Annotated in this window: 17 protein-coding genes; 5 read left to right on the top strand and 12 right to left on the bottom strand. The window is 42.9% G+C overall.

The features are described 5' to 3' along the window. Nucleotide 1 precedes the first annotated feature (1 nt). The 4 genes from tssL to tagH are packed head-to-tail and all read right to left on the bottom strand — an operon-like array spanning nucleotide 2 to nucleotide 4,313. Nucleotides 2–1,294 (bottom strand): type VI secretion system protein TssL, long form, encoded by a 1,293-nt coding sequence (tssL, locus tag R8N28_RS01825; protein WP_065275347.1) that lies wholly within the window; start codon nucleotides 1,292–1,294, stop codon nucleotides 2–4. An 11-nt stretch (nucleotides 1,295–1,305) separates the two neighbouring features. Further along, the gene (tssK, locus tag R8N28_RS01820) at nucleotides 1,306–2,631 is read right to left on the bottom strand and encodes a type VI secretion system baseplate subunit TssK (protein ID WP_082240190.1); all 1,326 of its coding nucleotides are present in this window, start codon (nucleotides 2,629–2,631) and stop codon (nucleotides 1,306–1,308) included. Between the two features lie 21 nt (nucleotides 2,632–2,652). Next, the gene (gene tssJ, locus R8N28_RS01815; RefSeq protein ID WP_017820223.1) at nucleotides 2,653–3,108 is read right to left on the bottom strand and encodes a type VI secretion system lipoprotein TssJ; all 456 of its coding nucleotides are present in this window, start codon (nucleotides 3,106–3,108) and stop codon (nucleotides 2,653–2,655) included. A gap of 11 nt (nucleotides 3,109–3,119) precedes the next feature. Further along, complete coding sequence (gene tagH / locus R8N28_RS01810; protein WP_042521011.1) at nucleotides 3,120–4,313, bottom strand: type VI secretion system-associated FHA domain protein TagH; 1,194 nt, start codon at nucleotides 4,311–4,313, stop codon at nucleotides 3,120–3,122. Nucleotides 4,314–4,625: 312 nt separating this feature from the next. Here tagH and R8N28_RS01805 point away from each other — a divergent pair, with 312 nt between their 5' ends. The 3 genes from R8N28_RS01805 to R8N28_RS01795 all read left to right on the top strand — a co-directional run bounded on the left by R8N28_RS01805 (nucleotide 4,626) and on the right by R8N28_RS01795 (nucleotide 7,784). Next, on the top strand, nucleotides 4,626–6,776 hold the full coding sequence (locus tag R8N28_RS01805; RefSeq protein WP_065275349.1) for a serine/threonine-protein kinase: 2,151 nt from the start codon (nucleotides 4,626–4,628) through the stop codon (nucleotides 6,774–6,776). A gap of 446 nt (nucleotides 6,777–7,222) precedes the next feature. Continuing rightward, nucleotides 7,223–7,558 carry an Hpt domain-containing protein gene (locus R8N28_RS01800; RefSeq protein WP_065275350.1) on the top strand — a complete coding sequence of 112 codons (336 nt, stop codon included), beginning with the start codon at nucleotides 7,223–7,225 and terminating at the stop codon, nucleotides 7,556–7,558. Nucleotides 7,559–7,592: 34 nt separating this feature from the next. Beyond that, a complete protein-coding gene (locus tag R8N28_RS01795) occupies nucleotides 7,593–7,784 on the top strand; it encodes a hypothetical protein (RefSeq protein WP_005375916.1) in 192 nt (63 codons plus the stop codon). 70 nt (nucleotides 7,785–7,854) lie between these two features. Here R8N28_RS01795 and R8N28_RS01790 read toward each other — a convergent pair whose 3' ends face one another. The 4 genes from R8N28_RS01790 to R8N28_RS01775 all read right to left on the bottom strand — a co-directional run bounded on the left by R8N28_RS01790 (nucleotide 7,855) and on the right by R8N28_RS01775 (nucleotide 10,651). Then, nucleotides 7,855–8,316 (bottom strand): ATP-binding protein, encoded by a 462-nt coding sequence (locus R8N28_RS01790; RefSeq protein WP_005375914.1) that lies wholly within the window; start codon nucleotides 8,314–8,316, stop codon nucleotides 7,855–7,857. Then, nucleotides 8,297–9,526, bottom strand: a complete 1,230-nt coding sequence (locus R8N28_RS01785; RefSeq protein ID WP_065275351.1) for a PP2C family protein-serine/threonine phosphatase — start codon at nucleotides 9,524–9,526, stop codon at nucleotides 8,297–8,299. Before R8N28_RS01785 ends, R8N28_RS01790 begins: the two co-directional genes overlap by 20 nt. Nucleotides 9,527–9,555: 29 nt before the next feature. Further along, nucleotides 9,556–9,816: a hypothetical protein gene (locus R8N28_RS01780; RefSeq protein WP_017820228.1), complete on the bottom strand. Its 261-nt coding sequence runs from the start codon at nucleotides 9,814–9,816 to the stop codon at nucleotides 9,556–9,558. Between the two features lie 220 nt (nucleotides 9,817–10,036). Then, on the bottom strand, nucleotides 10,037–10,651 hold the full coding sequence (locus R8N28_RS01775; RefSeq protein ID WP_005375905.1) for a glutathione S-transferase family protein: 615 nt from the start codon (nucleotides 10,649–10,651) through the stop codon (nucleotides 10,037–10,039). A 284-nt stretch (nucleotides 10,652–10,935) separates the two neighbouring features. On the opposite strand from R8N28_RS01775, the gene R8N28_RS01770 reads away from it, so the two are divergent. Beyond that, nucleotides 10,936–11,511 (top strand): TetR/AcrR family transcriptional regulator, encoded by a 576-nt coding sequence (locus tag R8N28_RS01770; RefSeq protein ID WP_005387553.1) that lies wholly within the window; start codon nucleotides 10,936–10,938, stop codon nucleotides 11,509–11,511. A gap of 1 nt (nucleotide 11,512) precedes the next feature. Next, nucleotides 11,513–11,917 (top strand): PPC domain-containing DNA-binding protein, encoded by a 405-nt coding sequence (locus R8N28_RS01765; protein WP_042604124.1) that lies wholly within the window; start codon nucleotides 11,513–11,515, stop codon nucleotides 11,915–11,917. Nucleotides 11,918–12,015: 98 nt separating this feature from the next. Here R8N28_RS01765 and nirD read toward each other — a convergent pair whose 3' ends face one another. Genes nirD through R8N28_RS01745 form a run of 4 tightly spaced genes read right to left on the bottom strand, consistent with a single transcriptional unit; the run spans nucleotide 12,016 to nucleotide 16,695 of the window. Continuing rightward, nucleotides 12,016–12,351, bottom strand: coding sequence for a nitrite reductase small subunit NirD (gene nirD, locus R8N28_RS01760; protein ID WP_017634206.1), 336 nt, complete (start codon nucleotides 12,349–12,351; stop codon nucleotides 12,016–12,018). Next, the gene (gene nirB, locus R8N28_RS01755) at nucleotides 12,352–14,871 is read right to left on the bottom strand and encodes a nitrite reductase large subunit NirB (protein ID WP_065275352.1); all 2,520 of its coding nucleotides are present in this window, start codon (nucleotides 14,869–14,871) and stop codon (nucleotides 12,352–12,354) included. A 10-nt stretch (nucleotides 14,872–14,881) separates the two neighbouring features. After that, a complete protein-coding gene (locus tag R8N28_RS01750; protein ID WP_005450080.1) occupies nucleotides 14,882–15,718 on the bottom strand; it encodes an ABC transporter ATP-binding protein in 837 nt (278 codons plus the stop codon). Nucleotides 15,719–15,729: 11 nt separating this feature from the next. Then, nucleotides 15,730–16,695 carry an ABC transporter permease gene (locus R8N28_RS01745; RefSeq protein ID WP_012842517.1) on the bottom strand — a complete coding sequence of 322 codons (966 nt, stop codon included), beginning with the start codon at nucleotides 16,693–16,695 and terminating at the stop codon, nucleotides 15,730–15,732. Between the last annotated feature and the right edge of the window lie 34 nt (nucleotides 16,696–16,729).

Here is a 16,729-nt window from a genome sequence, read left to right as displayed (position 1 = left end):
ATTAATTCGCGACAAGAAGGTCGATTTCAATCCGGCGGTTAATAGCTCGGTTTTCATCACTACTGTTTTCAACTAATGGTCTTGCATCCCCCAATCCCTCGGGTATCACTCGCCCTTCTAATGCACTATTCGAGATCAGTTGTTCAGACATAGCAGTGGCTCGAGCTAATGATAGGTGCCAGTTCGAGGGATATTTACTCGTGAAAATAGGCCTATCGTCGGTGTGACCAGTAACAATGATCTTGCCTTGGGTCGACTCCAATGTTCTCGCAAGCTTAGAAATAACGGGTTGGATGTAAGCGACAACATCAGCACTACCTGATTCAAATAGATCTTGAGACTTTAACGAAATTCTTACCCTGTCTTGCAGCGGCTCAACATTGATTAGCCCCTTACCGATCTCAGTTGCTAGATACATTGAAATCTTTTCTGCAATTGGCGCTGATTTTGATTCTGACGTTGCATCTTGGTTAAGTTGTTGTGGTTGAATCAAATTGACTAATTGAGAAAAGGTGCGATTGGATGCCTTATTTAGCTCATAACTAAAATACATATATATGCAGACCAATAGTGCCGCCGTTACAGAACATACAACCCAAAGAGGAGCTCTATCAGAAGCCTTTGAGCCATTCAAAATGTGTTGGTCGATACTATTGCTTAGTTCCTGAGGGACTCCTCTCCCATAAGTCTTAAGAGTAGCAATAACCTGTCTTCTCAATTTCCGGTGCGATTCCAGTCCATTTTTTTCTAAACGGTATTGACCCAGAAACCCGAGAGATAAGCACACATACATTAGTTCAAGCAAATCTAAGTTCGCATCTGGTTTCGCCATGCACTTATCAAGATGCTTAAAAAACGCTTCCCCACCTTGACTGCTAGCATAGAAGGAGCTAAGTAATGAATCGTGACTCCAGAATGAATTCCCACCCCAATTGGTGTTAAGGACAACTTCATCTAGTGAACAGCATAAACAATAACGAGCTGTATCAATGGTATCCAAATCAACGTCATGCTGACGTAATCGGTTCTCATAATCTCTAAGCTTTTGCGCCAATGTCTCTTTTAGAAACAACGGATCGGAATGAGTCGCTGTCGAGCGAATTTGACCGATAATAGATAACAGGCCATTCGCCTCTGCTAGTAGAGAGTTATTCCCATAAGCGACCACTGAATCATTGTTCACCAATTCAGGACTTTTTGAGATAACTACGGTATTATCCACAGACTTTTCTGATTGTGGTTTCGATGCGGGTGCTCTTCCACCCGGTGTTGGTTTTACTATCGTTTGTTCCATACAGAGCGCGCCTATTGATTAATACTCCAAAGCTCAAGTTCAGCATTCGGAAAATGCCCTGATAGGTGAAGCGCAATACCGCCACTATCTTTTAGCCTCATCCAAAATGGCCCTTTCTTGACAACTTCGAAATAAACATAGCCCGTTTGGTAAGGAATCTGTCTCGGGACGACACTCAACGGCACTACGTTTATACCGTTGATCTGATTATTAATTAGATCGCGAATCTGTTCTGCCGGGCCAAACTTGAGCTGCGCTGGGACCAGGCGTCTTATTTCATCTGTTGTGGTGTCTGCTTTAATTGCTAGCACAAATTGGCATGACTCAAGCAAGCGTTTATCTGGAAGCGGCGTCACTTGAATACCGTATTGGCGAGGCTCCAACGGAAGTTTGGCCGCAGTTTGGTCAAGGACAACACTGAGGTACTGACTGAGTATCTGATTCAACTCGCTATAGACACTTGATACATCTAAGTGATCATACGCAAGCAAACTTGGGACTCTTTTAGTTTTATTAGAAAAAGTGGCTAACTCACCAATGTAACCTTTAAGTGTCGTCGCTAATTCCAGTGGATGTAACCTATCTAACTCACTGAAATGCTTTAACTTCGCCTCATATCGGTTCAGCATTTGGAGCATGATGAAATCAACAGCAGATGCCGATGCAGATTTACCCTTAATCAAGCGCTGTGCAATAACGTCAGCACGCATCTTTGTCATCGCGATAACGTTACGTAGATAAGCTGACATAACTTTGTCGCTAAGGAGGTTGATAAGCGGAGGAACGTACTCATCGTCTAGTATAACTTCCCCTTCAGGAGTTACCTCTTTGATCCTTAAGATAGGTAACTCCACATAACCCGCTAATTTGTCATTACTCGCTTTCAACTCTAGGTTAAGGGCTGCAACTTGGATGGTTTCTTCATCTTGTCCTGTAAGGTTATCTATCACGTCGATATCTTGAAGTACATAACGAGAGACGATCGATTCGCTTACATCCGAAACGTTTTTACCTGTAACACTTGAAAGAGGGAGAGTTATTTTTACTAACGTATTTTCAGTGTTTTTATCAATAAGTAGAGGCGAAACTGAATCGTTGGATATTAACGTATTAACCAACGTCATATCTGGCAAAACAGCTTCAAGATGCTCAAGTTCAATAAGACCATCTTTTAGCGCGTGTTTTTTTACTCGACATTTCCAAACTCCCCAATTGTAAGCCCCACCTAACTGATGTAAGCCCTTGAATTCTTGAGAGGTTGCGCGTTCTTGTTGTTGGAAGTGCTGGGGACGTAAAAACATTCCTTCGCACCAAGCCGTCTTGGAGTATTGCGTCATTTATAATTAGCCAACTAAACGTTATTTAACGACCAAAGACAGATCTTCTAACAATACTTGATATGTGTTGTAACCGGTCTTATCCACTTTAATGACTTGTCGCCAATTTGAGTTTTCAATATCTCGAAACGCTACGACAATGCCTAAATATTCTGTCTTTGGAGACATACTTGCTTGATATGTTTCTTTCTGACCTGGAGTTAATGAAACTTCATATTTATTCACTAAATCAGGTCCTAAGACTTTTTCACTTTCTTCATAAATAGAAAAAAAGTCCTGGCTTTCGAAAATGGTATTTGACGTTAATTCAAATACATACACCACTACAGGAGAAGGCCTGCCGTTTGAATCAGGATTAATGTTATGACTTGCTGCTATTTCTAAATCTGAGTATGGATCAACAACTAGGTTCGCTGCTGAGCACCCAAATAAAGCCATTGAAATTAATAACAAGATATATTGGTAAAACTTTTTCATCACCCTAATTCCTAGCCTTTGTTTTTTATTGCTAATTCATAGTGCTTAGCGAAGTCTTCTAAATAGAACGGAGACTCTTTATTGATAATATCATCGGATAGCTTTTCGTGAATATCCTCAAACCTCTTCCAACTTTGAGCATATTTTCTAGCTGGAATAACCTTATTAATAACCGTGTCTTTCGCTAAAGCATCTGAGTATATAGAAGTAGGTTCAACAAGTGACATAACACTCGAAACCGTACCTTCAACACCTTTCATTAAGGCTTGCTCATGACTTTCGATGTCATTAAATGCTTCTTTAATGGCTGCATTTGGCTTTAAGAAGCTAGCAGTTTGACGGTTATATAAGTTATGAATCGCATCTTCTAAGTTTGCAGAAAACTTTAAAGGGTTATTTTCTGACTTACGAAATGCGGTATGACTAAGTCGATTTGTTTGCTTAAACACTGCTCTGTTATGCAGTGTTTCCATTAAACCAACTAGCATCAAAGAAAATGACTCCCCCAGTTGTTCGAACCATTCCTCTCGGTTATCGCTGGGAATCATCATTGGATCTATACCCACCCCTCTAACAAAAGCCGCAAGTTCACCCCCATTGGTATCAAAGTTGGGAGTCGATAGGTGTTCTGATTGTCGGTTAACTTTCGGTAAAGTTTCAGATACGGTGCTCTGTTTTTCGGGCTTTGGGATATCAATAAAATCATCGACTAAACCAATATCTAGCTGAAAGTCAGAAGGAACACTTTCGTTTAAGAGTTCACTAGCACTAAGGCCTAGGTCAACAAATTCTGCTTCCGATGGACTTGAGACTACTTCAGGGGGTGCGCTAGAAAGACTTTTACTTGTCTCAAGACTGAATACATCTGTATCTGTTTGAATAGAAACTGAAATTTGATAATCCCCTAAGCTAACCATATCGTCATCGCTTAGTGCTATTTCATTTCCTTGACCCACAGGAGTTACAGCATTATTTACAAAAGTACCATTAGTTGAGAGGTCTTTTATCAAGTATTTGTCACCAAACTTAATCAGTTCTCCGTGGGTTCCGGATACCACTCTTTCAGGATCTGGTAGTGTCCAATCACATTGTTCAGACCTACCAAATGTAACCTTGGCATGTTCATCACTTGATTCAAACACGAACTCACTCTCAATCTCTGGAGTAAATTTGTGAAAACTTGTTATGGTTAAAACCAACTTCATGTAAACCTCGCCAAAGACCTGCTAGATATTATTTTTAATTTTATTATTAACTGCTTTCTTATTAACAGTAAGATTAATAAAAATCTTAATACTGACATTGAAAATCATGCACGGAATAATGAATCATTTTTTTATCAAAGCAATCACGTATTGTTCAACAATTTTAATTATCCAACCAAGTTCAAATTTTTTACACTTAGACTTTCATCAATAAAAAAACGAATGTTAGTTTGGCCGAGAAATTCTAACATAATGACTTTTCATTGAGCAGAAAGGTATATATTCCCCCATCATTTATACGGAGTTCTTGTGATGGAAGACAGTAATAAAAACAATTCTATAAATAACGAAGAAATCGGAGATAAAACTAAAATTGTAAAGACTCAAAAACGAGACAATGCAATTAAATCAACCAAACTCACTAATAATGAAACCTCCGTTAAAAATAAAAATGAAACAAATACAAAACTGTCTCAAAAAGAAAACACTCCGTTAGTTAATAAGAAAAAAAACAATAAAGATGACTCATTAAATAATAACAAAGATGTTATTAATGAAAGCTTAATAGGAACGCCCGTTAAAAATCGGTATGAAATTGAGTCGGTTATTGGGCATGGTGGGCTTTGCGATGTTTACTTAGCTAAAGATAAGATTCTTGAATCTTCAGGTTCAGAGACACCCTACGTTGCGTTAAAAATATTACAGAAAGAGTTTGCTTCTCAACCAGAGACTGCACGTATGTTAATACGTGAAGCTCAACAAACTCAAAGGTTAAGCCACCCTAATATCATTAGGGTTTTTGATTTTGGTGTTGATGGCGAAATATACTTTTTAGTTATGGAGTATATTAACGGAGAAACATTAGAGAGTTTAATACAGCGTTCTAGGCCGCATGGGCTGAAGTTTAATGCAACTTTATCAATCCTAAATCAGGTACTCGATGCACTCTCATATGCTCACTCTCTTGGTGTAGTGCACGCCGACCTAAAGCCCGCTAATGTGATTTTAACGTCTGAGGGTAACGTTAAGTTGCTTGATTTTGGTGTCTCTAAAACTCATCAATTAAAGCAGGATCAATATGCGGCTAAACGTAAATCCGAAAATATTGAAACGCTTGGTTATACTCCCAACTATGCATCACTCAACCTGTTATCCGGTAAGGAACCGAACTTAAGCGACGATATGTTTGCTCTATTTTGTATTGCTTACGAGCTATTGAGCTGCAAACACCCTTACGCAAGAACTCCAGTTAATGAAGCTCTCAAAAAGAAGATCAAGGTCTCTAAACCAACTAACATGCCTGCATCTAAGTGGCCAATATTTTCAAGCGTATTTTCAACTGGCATCATTCCGAACGAGCTGACCCCTGAGCAGTTGAAACGCAAATTGAATATGCGCTATTGGCCTATCGCTAGCGGCGCGGCAGCGAGTATATTATTAGTTAGCGGCATTGTATTTGGTTATCAGCAGCAACAAGAAACCATCACCAATTTGGAAACCGTTATTAGCAAGCAAAATGATCAAATTGCCGGACAAGAGTGGCAGCTTGATACGCCAGCAGAAAAAAGTTTGGCACTGATTGATAGTGAAAAAAGCTTACATCCAGTCGTTAAGGCTGGCTTATTACGCTTACACAAGACCTATATTCTCAGCGAGTTTGAATCTGAAATTGATCAGGTTTTGAATTCTGATGCCAACAACTACCCGAATTATGATGAAATTGAGTCCATACTTGATAAAGCAAAAACCTACTACCCTGACTCACATAAAATAGAAGTTCTTGCCTTAGATATTCAGTCAAGCAAGCACTCCACGTTACTTTCGATAGCAAGGCAAATCAACAGTCAACTTGAAAAGTCTCGGTACAGTAAAGAAGATGGCAGTAAATCCATCTATGAGCTCAAGGATGAGTTAAATCAGATTCATCAAGGTTATCCTTTCACGCCAAGTTCGTTATCTAGCGATGTTTTCGGTCAGCACCTCACTGAAGCACTCCAAAAGAAAGACGCAGCTGCACTTGTTGCTCTTATTAAGGTTGGGAACACCTTCTTTTCAAACGTAGAAGAGCATCAAGAGAACTTACAGATAAGTAATGCGATGAAAGATGCAGTGCTGGAAATGAAATTATATGAGACAGCGCTAGATTCCAACAGCCCTCTACCGTTTCCAGAAGATGCCGCTAGAATCCTGTTCCAAGAAGAGTTTGAAAACTTTTATTCTCGCCTAGAAAAGGCAAGGACGACAACTCATCTCGATAACTTGGTGAAGGATGTGGATCTGTTCTCGAAAAACTTTCCTATTGGTTTTCAGGATGTTAACGATTTAAGATTCAAAACTGCTGATAAATACTTACGCTTCTCCGATATACTACTTAATAAGCGAAGGACTTCAAGCGCAAGACGCGCTATGAAGAAAGCCAACGAGCTTATGAAGCAAATAGAACAGGACTCTAAGCAAAGCTAGTAATACAAAAGGGACGCGAGTCCCTTTTTTGCCGCAGATTACTTGCCAATATGCAACTAGATTGCTAGTTTATACTTGTACTTAATGAGGAGAGTTAGCCTTGACTGAAGGAATAGTCAAAGTTGGCGAACGTCTGGCGTCCGTATGTAACGATAGCCTTAAACTAGGACTGCAAGACACTTACCGACTCGGCGTTTTACGTGGAAACGTCCCCTTTGCTACTTGTGTTAAAAACACGCGAGTTGAAGTTTTTTCATCCCTACATTTCGACCATTGCCGTTTGGATATAAGTCAAAATATCTTTAACAATGACTTTCTTTTTGTAAGTTTATCTCAAGCGACAAGCAAACTATTTCTGCTCAAATACTGGTTATGCCATTCATACCTTCGGCTAAGCCTTCATTATCCGAAACATTCCTCTACCTCAACGTTTAATAGGGGTATACATGATTAATTTTGATGTTCTCAATACATACATGGATAACGACGTAGATCTCATCGTCACTGTTTTTTCTACATACCTTGAAGATCACACGAGTGATATAGAGCGTATAGATGAGCTATATGCAAGCAGATGTTGGTCAGAACTCTATCTATTAGCTCATAGTTTAAAGGGCATTCTAGAGAGTTTCGGAGAAGACACCGCGGTCATTGCGTTTCAAAGAATAGAAGAAAAAACCAGAAACGATACAGCGCCAGATAGCTCAGATATAGCTATAGTTACTGAAGAGCTAGCTGCAATTAATCAACAAATCTTCGCTTACTTGAAGAATATGCAATAAAGAAATTCAAGGCTTAACTGGGGGAAATATGGCAATGAATAATAGCAATTTCAGGGAGTTGATTGAGTCTCTCAAAGACCTAACACCAACTCAAAAAAGGTACTTACTTAGCCGTACAAAGATGGCGCTAGATGATGAAAATAATATGTTAAACATCAGTGATATTCTAACACCAGAAGAGTTGGAGGCGTTACTATCACCAGCACCAACAACGAATACAAAATAACAATGATATACAACGCAACCGTCAGATTAACGCTAGGGACCAAGTGAAGCAAATCGACTTTGCTTGGTTGTTAGTTTCTCTCCCAATTCCTTTTCACTACAACAAACGTATTGTTTTCGAAACCTTTTTCCAATTTAAACAGGTCAGATAATTGAGCGACTAACATCAGTCCGCGACCAGAGGAGGACCAACTATCGTCATCCATTAAGTTAGGTGCCTCAATCTGTTTGTTTTTATGTTGGATGAACGTCTTCTCATTGATCGGCGCTCCGCAATCAGAGACTCTCAGTTCCACGAAACCGGACACTTGGTCATCCCCAACCCTACACTCCACTTCAATTGGCAGGCCTTCTATTTCACTGTAAGAATGAATATAAGCGTTATTCATGAGCTCAACGACACAAAGCTCCAATGATTGAATTGCATTTAAGGGGATTTGATGACCCATCAAAAACCGAACAACGTCTTTGCTCGCACTTCGTGAGTGAGTAAGGGAGCTCCCGTAAGTTCGTTTAAATTCGCTCTTTGACATTCTTTTCCTTAAAATCGAGCCTCTCACCATGCCATTTTACCTGTAAAAGGCTGGCATCATCATCAAACTCATCTTCGTTGTGCCAAGATTGTACTTTTTTAAAGACGTCTCCCACTTGATCTTCAACTGGCAGCGTGCAAACAGCTTTTATACTCGATGCCAATCGTTGTAGTGAAAACATCTCCTCACCCTGCCTCGCTTCAATCAAACCATCCGAATAAAGCCACAATGCATCGCCCTCATCTAGACTAATTTGGTTACCGCTATATTCTATCGGCTGCATTGCACCAACGATAAAGTTATCGTCACCTATCTGTTCCATCGTGTTCGTACTCGCTCGCCAAACTAAGATCCTGGGGTGGCCAGCCGTGCAATAGCTAAGTTGCCCTGATTTTGTGTTAAGAATGGCGTAAGCCATAGTAAAGTAAAGTTGACTGTTTCTAGTTTGCTGATAACGCCGATTTAGCCGTTCAATCACAGATGCAGGCTCACTTACGCAATAGCCGTCATCTCTCAACTCCATCGTGATCGAATCAGGCCCCTGACTTTGAGATAGCGTCTGTTGAATAGAAAAAGCCATCAAAGCTGAAGAAATACCATGACCAGAAACATCAAATACATAAAACGCAACATGTCGTTCATCGAGCTCCAAATACCCCAACATATCACCACCAATCTGGGAGCATGGTTTGTAGACATAGCTAAAATTTACATTCTGAATAGTTGATTCAGCAGGGAGTAGTTGCTCCATCAGATGACTAGCAGACTGTAGGTCTTGGTGAATTGTTTGATAGGCCGCATCTAGCTCTTTATTTCTCTCAACGAGTTTGTTGTGCAGTTCTAAAGTACGAAACCCCGCACGGATTCTGGCCTGAAGTTCCTCTACAGACGTCTTCTTATCTACGAAATCATCTGCGCCAGCATCAATGCCTTTCACGATCGAACTTTGGTCATTTCTAGAAGACAGTAGAACAAAGAAAATGTAACGTTCGCTAACTTTAGATTTTAATTGGCGACACAATTCAATACCATTAATTCCAGGCATCATTAAATCACTCAGCACAAACTGAATATCAGGGCGGTGGGTTAGCACCTCAAGCGCAGCTCTTCCGTCTTCAACTGCAACCACTTCATAGCCCTGCTTTTCCAATGCACTGCTGATGTAAAGCAGTACTGTTTTACTATCATCGACCAAAAGAATGGGTTTCATCTTCCTCCTTAATACGGTTGCTTTACTGGCTAACGCAAAACACTAGTCACTGACTGCTCATTTCTAAAACGGCTGTAGTCTTCGGCTAATAATTGGTGTTGATATCGAGTGTAAGACAACGCTTCATTAGAAATTAGTATCTGATGCTCTTTTTCGATTAACTGACTTTGCAGCCTTTCAATCTGTTCATTCTGCTGTGTGTAATTGAGGTACAGTGCGAATAGACCAAAAACCGAAACCATTAACAGGGCGATTAGAATATTATTGATAGTTTTCACTTGAATACTCATGACCTCTCCTTGTCTATTATTAGACTTTCCATGATGAAAGAGAGCGTCTACGGACCAAGAGCCCAAGGCTCTAAAACGCAACGAAGCAAATTGAGGTTGTTTTTCCAATTATAGGCGATAGGAGAAAAAATAAGAAAAATCTGAAAAAATTTGAATATCCTGCTGAGTTAAGAATCGGTAAGGTGGTAGCAGCGAGCTATCATCCACTCGCTGCAATACATTAACTCTGAAATGCAGGTCTAGCTAAAATTTGGTTATACCATCGAGCAATGTTTGGCGACGTCGATAGCACATCAATTTCTAGGCCTTTAATTGCGAAACTGATCAAAATAAAGCCTGTTATATCGACGATAGTAAAATGGTCTACGGCGATAAAATCATTATGTTCAAGGCGCTTGTCTAAGACAGGCAGAAATTCGTAGACGCGTTGTTTTGATTCTTCGCCCCATGCTTCAACGCAACGTTCTCTGTCTCCATAAACTCCGGTCATGTTTCGAAACGCCTGAAATGCCGCATTTAGTCCTTGGAACTCCACCACACGATGCCACATTTCCACCTGAGCACGTTCGAGCTGGTTAGCACCAAACAGCGCCAGATCATTTTCAAACGCTTCATCTAGGTAGCGACAAATCGCCACGCTTTCACAGATCGTCGTACCATCATCCAGTTCCAGCAGAGGCACTTTGCCATTCACGCTTTTCGATTTAAACGGTTCAGATAGGTTATCGCCCTCACGAACGTTCAGCGCAATTCGCTCAACCTCGCCACCGATTTCCTTCAGAAAAATGCTAACTCGCTTACAACTTGGAGTCATTGCGGTTTCATAGAGCTTCATTTCACATCCTTTTATCTTTTTCTAACCGATTGGTTAGGATATACTGTAGTCAGTTTATAAACGATCAGTCAAGAACTTCACTATCAAAAATTTTCAAACAGTTGTGGGTCTGTTTGCTGAGCGAGATTTTTGATGCCGTTTGTGAGTTCACATGAATTTGGAGGCTGATACCCAAGAATAGATGGGTATTCATCATATTGGTTCAGTTCGAACGCTAGAGGTTCTCTGTACTATCCCTCCAAAGCAATTTAATTACCCGATAAGCAGGCCCAGGCAGGTAATTTATGGCAAGAAAAGCCAACTTCGACCGAGATGAAAAGCTTCTCGTGGCTATGGATGTGTTTTGGCGCAAAGGCTTTGCGAACACGTCTATCTCAGATCTCACCGACGAGTTGAACATCAACCGCTTCAGTCTTTACAACACCTATGGTGACAAGCAACAGCTCTACTACGAAGCGCTCGATACTTACTTAAAAAAGGTCTCGCTACCGTCACTGAATGATTTAGAAAAAGACGATGCGTCTTTACCTGAGTTGGAATCGTTCCTTAAATCTTTTGCTGAGCTGCAACGAAAACGCAGCTGCGGGTGTTTTATCCAAAATGCGTTGATTGAGCACGCTGGTGAAGACGATGATGTACTGCGTAAAGGGCATTTCTTATTTGACCATCTTATCGACATCATTGCAGATGCGCTGACCAATGCACAAAAAGAAACCTTAGTGCCGAAAACGCTTAAACCAGAAGAGCTTGCTCGTTTTGTTCTCAACAACATGCAAGGCATGCGCGTGCTTGGCAAAGCCAAACGTTATGCCGATTTGGATACGGCGCTTTCCTGCTTGCTGGTTTTGATTAGGAAGTGACATGTCGATTGAAGTGATAGCGGTACGTCTTACCAAAGGCATGGACTTAAAGCTGAACCTAGCGAAATTGGTCGAGCAGTATGGTATCAAAGCAGGCTCGATTGCTTCATGCGTTGGTTGTGTCTCTGACCTCAACCTTCGTTTGGCAGGTGCAGAGAGTACGTTAACCAAACAAGAGCCATTTGAAATCGTCTCTGTGATGGGAACCCTAACGCCTGAACATCAGCACGTTCATATCTCGGTGTCTGATCGTGAAGGACGAGTCTGGGGCGGGCATTTAATGGAAGGCACGGTTATAGATACCACCGCAGAATTGATCATCCATTCTTACTCAGAACTTGAGTTTACCAGAACGATGGACGACTCGACCGGCTATACCGAACTGCAAGTGAATCCTTCCAAATAGTAAAAAGCTCCAGAGCCATACTGTGCTGTCTCTGGAGCTCTATTCGCTTGTCTCTTACGCTAAAAATTCACTCATACAGAGCAAGCTAATTTCGAGGATCATTCTTCGACTATATGACAAACCTGATTATCGTCGACCGTTACTTGCCAAGTTTTTAGACCGTGCGCTTCGTCTTCTAAACACTGCCCGCTCTTTAAACTGAAGTGCTGTTTATACAGTGGTGATGCAACACACATCTCACCATCAATATCACCGACAATCCCTCGACTCATCACATTAGCCTTACCAATTGGATCCCAATCTTGAACGGCGTAAACACCGCTATCTGGAATGTAGAATAGCGCAACGTGCTCGCCTTCAATCAATACAGTAGCACCGATAAACGGCATTAAGTCATCAAGCTGACACAATTTCACTTTGGTTAAAGCTGCCATTTACACCTCCTGTTTCACTGGAATACGCTGACCGCGCACACGTTGGTACGGCAAGACTTTGCTGCCCGACGTGCTGTTCAAGAAAGGACGGAAGCGTTGCAATTTCTGAGGATTATCCAACGTACTCTTCCACTCACATTGATACGTATCTACGACTCGTGCCATTTGTTCATCCAAAGAATCACATAGGTTGAGAGAGTCATCCAAAATCACTTGTTTAAGGTAATCTAGGCCCCCTTCCATGTTCTCCATCCACACCGACGTGCGCTGCAAGCGATCTGCGGTGCTGACGTAGAACATCAATACTCGGTCGATCATGGTGATCAACTCTGATTTGGATAAGTCAGATGCAAACAAATCAGCGTGTCGTGGTCTCATGCCGCCATTACCACAAACGTATAGATTCCAGCCGTTTTCGGTGGCGATCACCCCAATGTCTTTACTTTGCGCTTCTGCACACTCGCGAGTACAGCCCGATACGGCAAACTTAAGCTTATGGGGCGCTCGCAATCCTTTGTAGCGGTTCTCTAACTCAATGGCTAACCCAACCGAATCATCAACACCATAACGACACCAAGTAGAACCGACGCAAGATTTCACGGTGCGCACCGATTTGCCGTAGGCGTGCCCTGTTTCAAAACCAGCATCAATCAAGGTTTGCCAGATTTCAGGAAGCTGTTCTAACTGCGCACCAAATAAATCTACGCGCTGACCGCCAGTGATCTTGGTGTACAGATCGTATTGCTGAGCAACTTCACCTAGCACGATAAGTTTGTCTGGTGTGATTTCGCCGCCCGGAACACGAGGCACAATCGAGTAAGAACCATCTTTTTGCAGGTTTGCCATAAAGGCATCATTAGAATCTTGCAGAGATTGATGCTGTGGCTCCATGATGTGTTCATTCCACAAAGAAGCAAACACAGATGCCGCTGTCGGCTTACAGATATCACACCCATGCCCTTTGCCATGCAGTGCAATTAAGGTGTCGAAGTCTTTGATCTGTTCCACTTGGCAAATATGGAACATCTCTTGGCGACTGAGCTCAAAGTGCTCACAAAGGTGGTTGTTAACCTCTACCCCCATGGCTGCCAGTTGAGTATCCAATACCGACTTCACCATATTGCTACAGCCACCACAGCCAGTACCGGCTTTAGTGTTGGCTTTAAGGTCCGTCAGGTTGGTAGTGCCAGCTTGAATCTCGGCAACTAAGTCGCCTTTTGTGACGTTGTGACAAGAACAGATGATGGCGCTGTCTGGCATCTCTCCATCTAACATTCCGGTATCAAACAGCAGGTTCGCCGCGTGGTCTGGCAGGACCGTTTTGTTCAAATAACACTGTAAGAGCGCATCGTAATCGCTGTTGTCACCAACGAGAATCGCACCGAGCAATTGGGTACCGCTCGCATCAACCACCAGCTTTTTGTAGATACCTGCAACCGCATCTTGCAACACCATTTCCTGTGCGCCTTCAGTTTGCATTTGTGCATCGCCGATAGACGCCACATCCACCCCAAGCAGCTTGAGTTTGGTGCTCATGTCTGCACCTTTAAAACCTTCGCTCGGCATACCAGTCAAGACATCGGCAGTGGTTCTCGCCATGGTGTAACCGGGAGCGACCAAGCCAAAGATCTTCTGCTCCCAAAGGGCACATTCGCCAATCGCGTAAATGTTCTCATCGCTGGTTTGGCATTGGTTATTAATCACAATGCCGCCTCGCTCGCCTATTTCTAGCTCAGCCAGCCTTGCCAACTCATCTTGAGGACGAATGCCTGCGGAGAAGACAATCACATCCACTTCGAGAGGATCTTTGTCTTTAAACACCATACGATGCTTAGCCGTTTCACCATCACAGATTCGTTCCGTACCCGTTGAGGTGTGAACGGTTAGCCCTAGCGCTTCAATCTTCTCTTTTAGCACTAAGCCAGCACCATCGTCTAACTGCACGGGCATCAGGCGGGGAGCAAATTCAATAACGTGAGTTTCTAACCCCAATAGTTTAAGTGCGTTTGCCGCTTCTAAACCCAACAAGCCGCCGCCAATCACTGCGCCCGTTCTTGCGCCTTCACATGCTTTTTTGATTTGTGAAAGGTCATCAAGCGTGCGATAGACAAACACGTTGTCTCGGTCTTTACCTTCAATTGGAGGCACAAACGGGTAAGAACCGGTCGCGAGCACAAGTTCGTCGTAACCCAGCACATCTTCACCATCAAGGAGAATGCGCTTTTGCTCTCTGTCGATGCCTGTTACTTGGCTGCCAAGTACGAGTTGGATGCCATGCATGTCGTACCATTCTTGGTTACTCAGCATCAAATCATCATGAGACTTACCCGCAAACAAAGAGGACAACTGTACACGGTCATACGCGATAAAACGCTCTGCACCAATCACGGTAATTCGGTGCTCCAAATGCGCGTTTTTCTGCACTAATTGCTCGACGAGGTGTTGCCCAACCATACCGTTACCTACCACAACGATGTGGCTCAATGCGTTCTTTACTGGAATCGTTAAAGGACTGTTCATCGCTGCCTCCTTATGCCGTTTGCGCTGCGGTTTTGGGTTTGTCTTCTTTCGAAGCAGGAATCTCGACTTTGGATTGCTTCTCGTAAAGGAACTTCAGCACCGCTTGTCGACACTTCTGATACTGCGCATCATCTGCCAGTGCGACACGCTCGCGAGGACGCGGTAGATTCACTTCCAACACTTCACCAATGGTCGCTGCCGGACCGTTAGTCATCATCACGATTTTGTCGGATAGCAGCACCGCTTCATCCACGTCATGTGTAATCATGATGACGGTATTGTTTAACTCGGCTTGAATCTTCATCAGTGCATCCTGTAAATGCGCACGAGTTAACGCATCCAACGCGCCAAATGGTTCATCCATCAGTAGAACCTTTGGTTGAAGTGCCAGTGCTCTGGCGATGCCGACTCGCTGCTTCATACCGCCCGAGATTTCATCCGGCTTTTTGTGCGCAGCATGCTGCATTTGAATCAACTCTAAATAGTGGTTCACTTGTTCCTGAATCCACGCTTTGCCCTTTTTGCCGGCGATTTGTTTTACTGCAAGCTCAACGTTTTGATACACGGTTAACCAAGGCAATAATGAATGGTTTTGGAACACCACTGCGCGGTCTGGTCCCGGTCCAGCTACTTCTCGTCCATCGACGATCACGCCGCCGTCTGTTGGCATGTGTAGCCCTGCGACTAAGTTCAATACCGTTGATTTACCACAGCCAGAGTGCCCAATTAGAGACACAAACTCGCCTTTATTGATTTGTAAATCGACGTTCTTAAGCGCGATGAACTCGCCATCTGGCGTTGGGAATCGCATCCCTAAACGCGTTAGATCTAATAATGCTTTTTCCATGATCTTTTCCCTTATCTCAACGCTTGTTGTTTATTCCAAGACAGCCACTTTTGAAGTTGCAACATGCCTCTATCGAGCATCAAACCTATAAAGCCGATGGTGATGACCGCCACCATGATGCGCCCCAATGATGCTGAGCTGCCGTTCTGGAACTCATCCCAAACAAACTTGCCTAACCCTGGGTTTTGCGCGAGCATTTCTGCCGCAATCAACACCATCCAAGCGATACCTAAAGAAAGACGTAAACCGGTGAAGATCATCGGAATGGCAGAAGGTAAAACGATGGTGCGAATGTGCTGCCACCACGAAAGTTGAAGCACTTTGCTCACGTTGATTAAGTCTTTATCAACGCTCGTTACACCCACTGCAGTGTTAATCAGCGTCGGCCATAAGCTACACAGCGCCACTGTGATCAGAGAGTTAATGAACGACTTTGCAAACATCGGGTCATCACTCACATAAGTGGCACTCACCACCATGGTTACGATAGGCAACCAAGCTAAAGGTGAGACAGGCTTGAGCAGTTGAATGATTGGGTTGAACGCTTGATACAATCCTTGATTCAGACCAAGCACGATGCCAAGTGGAATCGCAATGACAGTCGCCAACAGAAAGCCGGCAGTTACAGTCACTAAGCTCGTGACGATTTGGTCGAAGAACGTCGGTTTACCTGTGTAAGGACGAATCTTCACTTCCGCGTCTGGATTCTTCGCTAACTTCGCAGCATTGCGCTTTTCCTGACGCTCGATAAACGCTTGTTCCTTTTCTCGCTCTTGCCAATGGTCATCGACAAGGTTGCTGAACTGCTGAAAAGTTTGCACTGGCCCTGGTAGCGTACCTAATGAGGTTTGCACTTCTCTCGCTGCTAAGTGCCACATTGCCAAAAAGATCAGCAAACCAATGACGGGTAAAAGCACCAACCGACTTCGGTTCACTACCTGCTTAGCAGGAAACAGGGAAATGACATTACTAGACATACTCACTCCTAAGAAATTTACATCCTTGTTGCCA

This window comes from Vibrio sp. Vb1554, from assembly GCF_033344235.1.
Note: the sequence above shows the minus strand (reverse complement) of the source record. Positions and strands in the feature narration are given on the sequence as shown.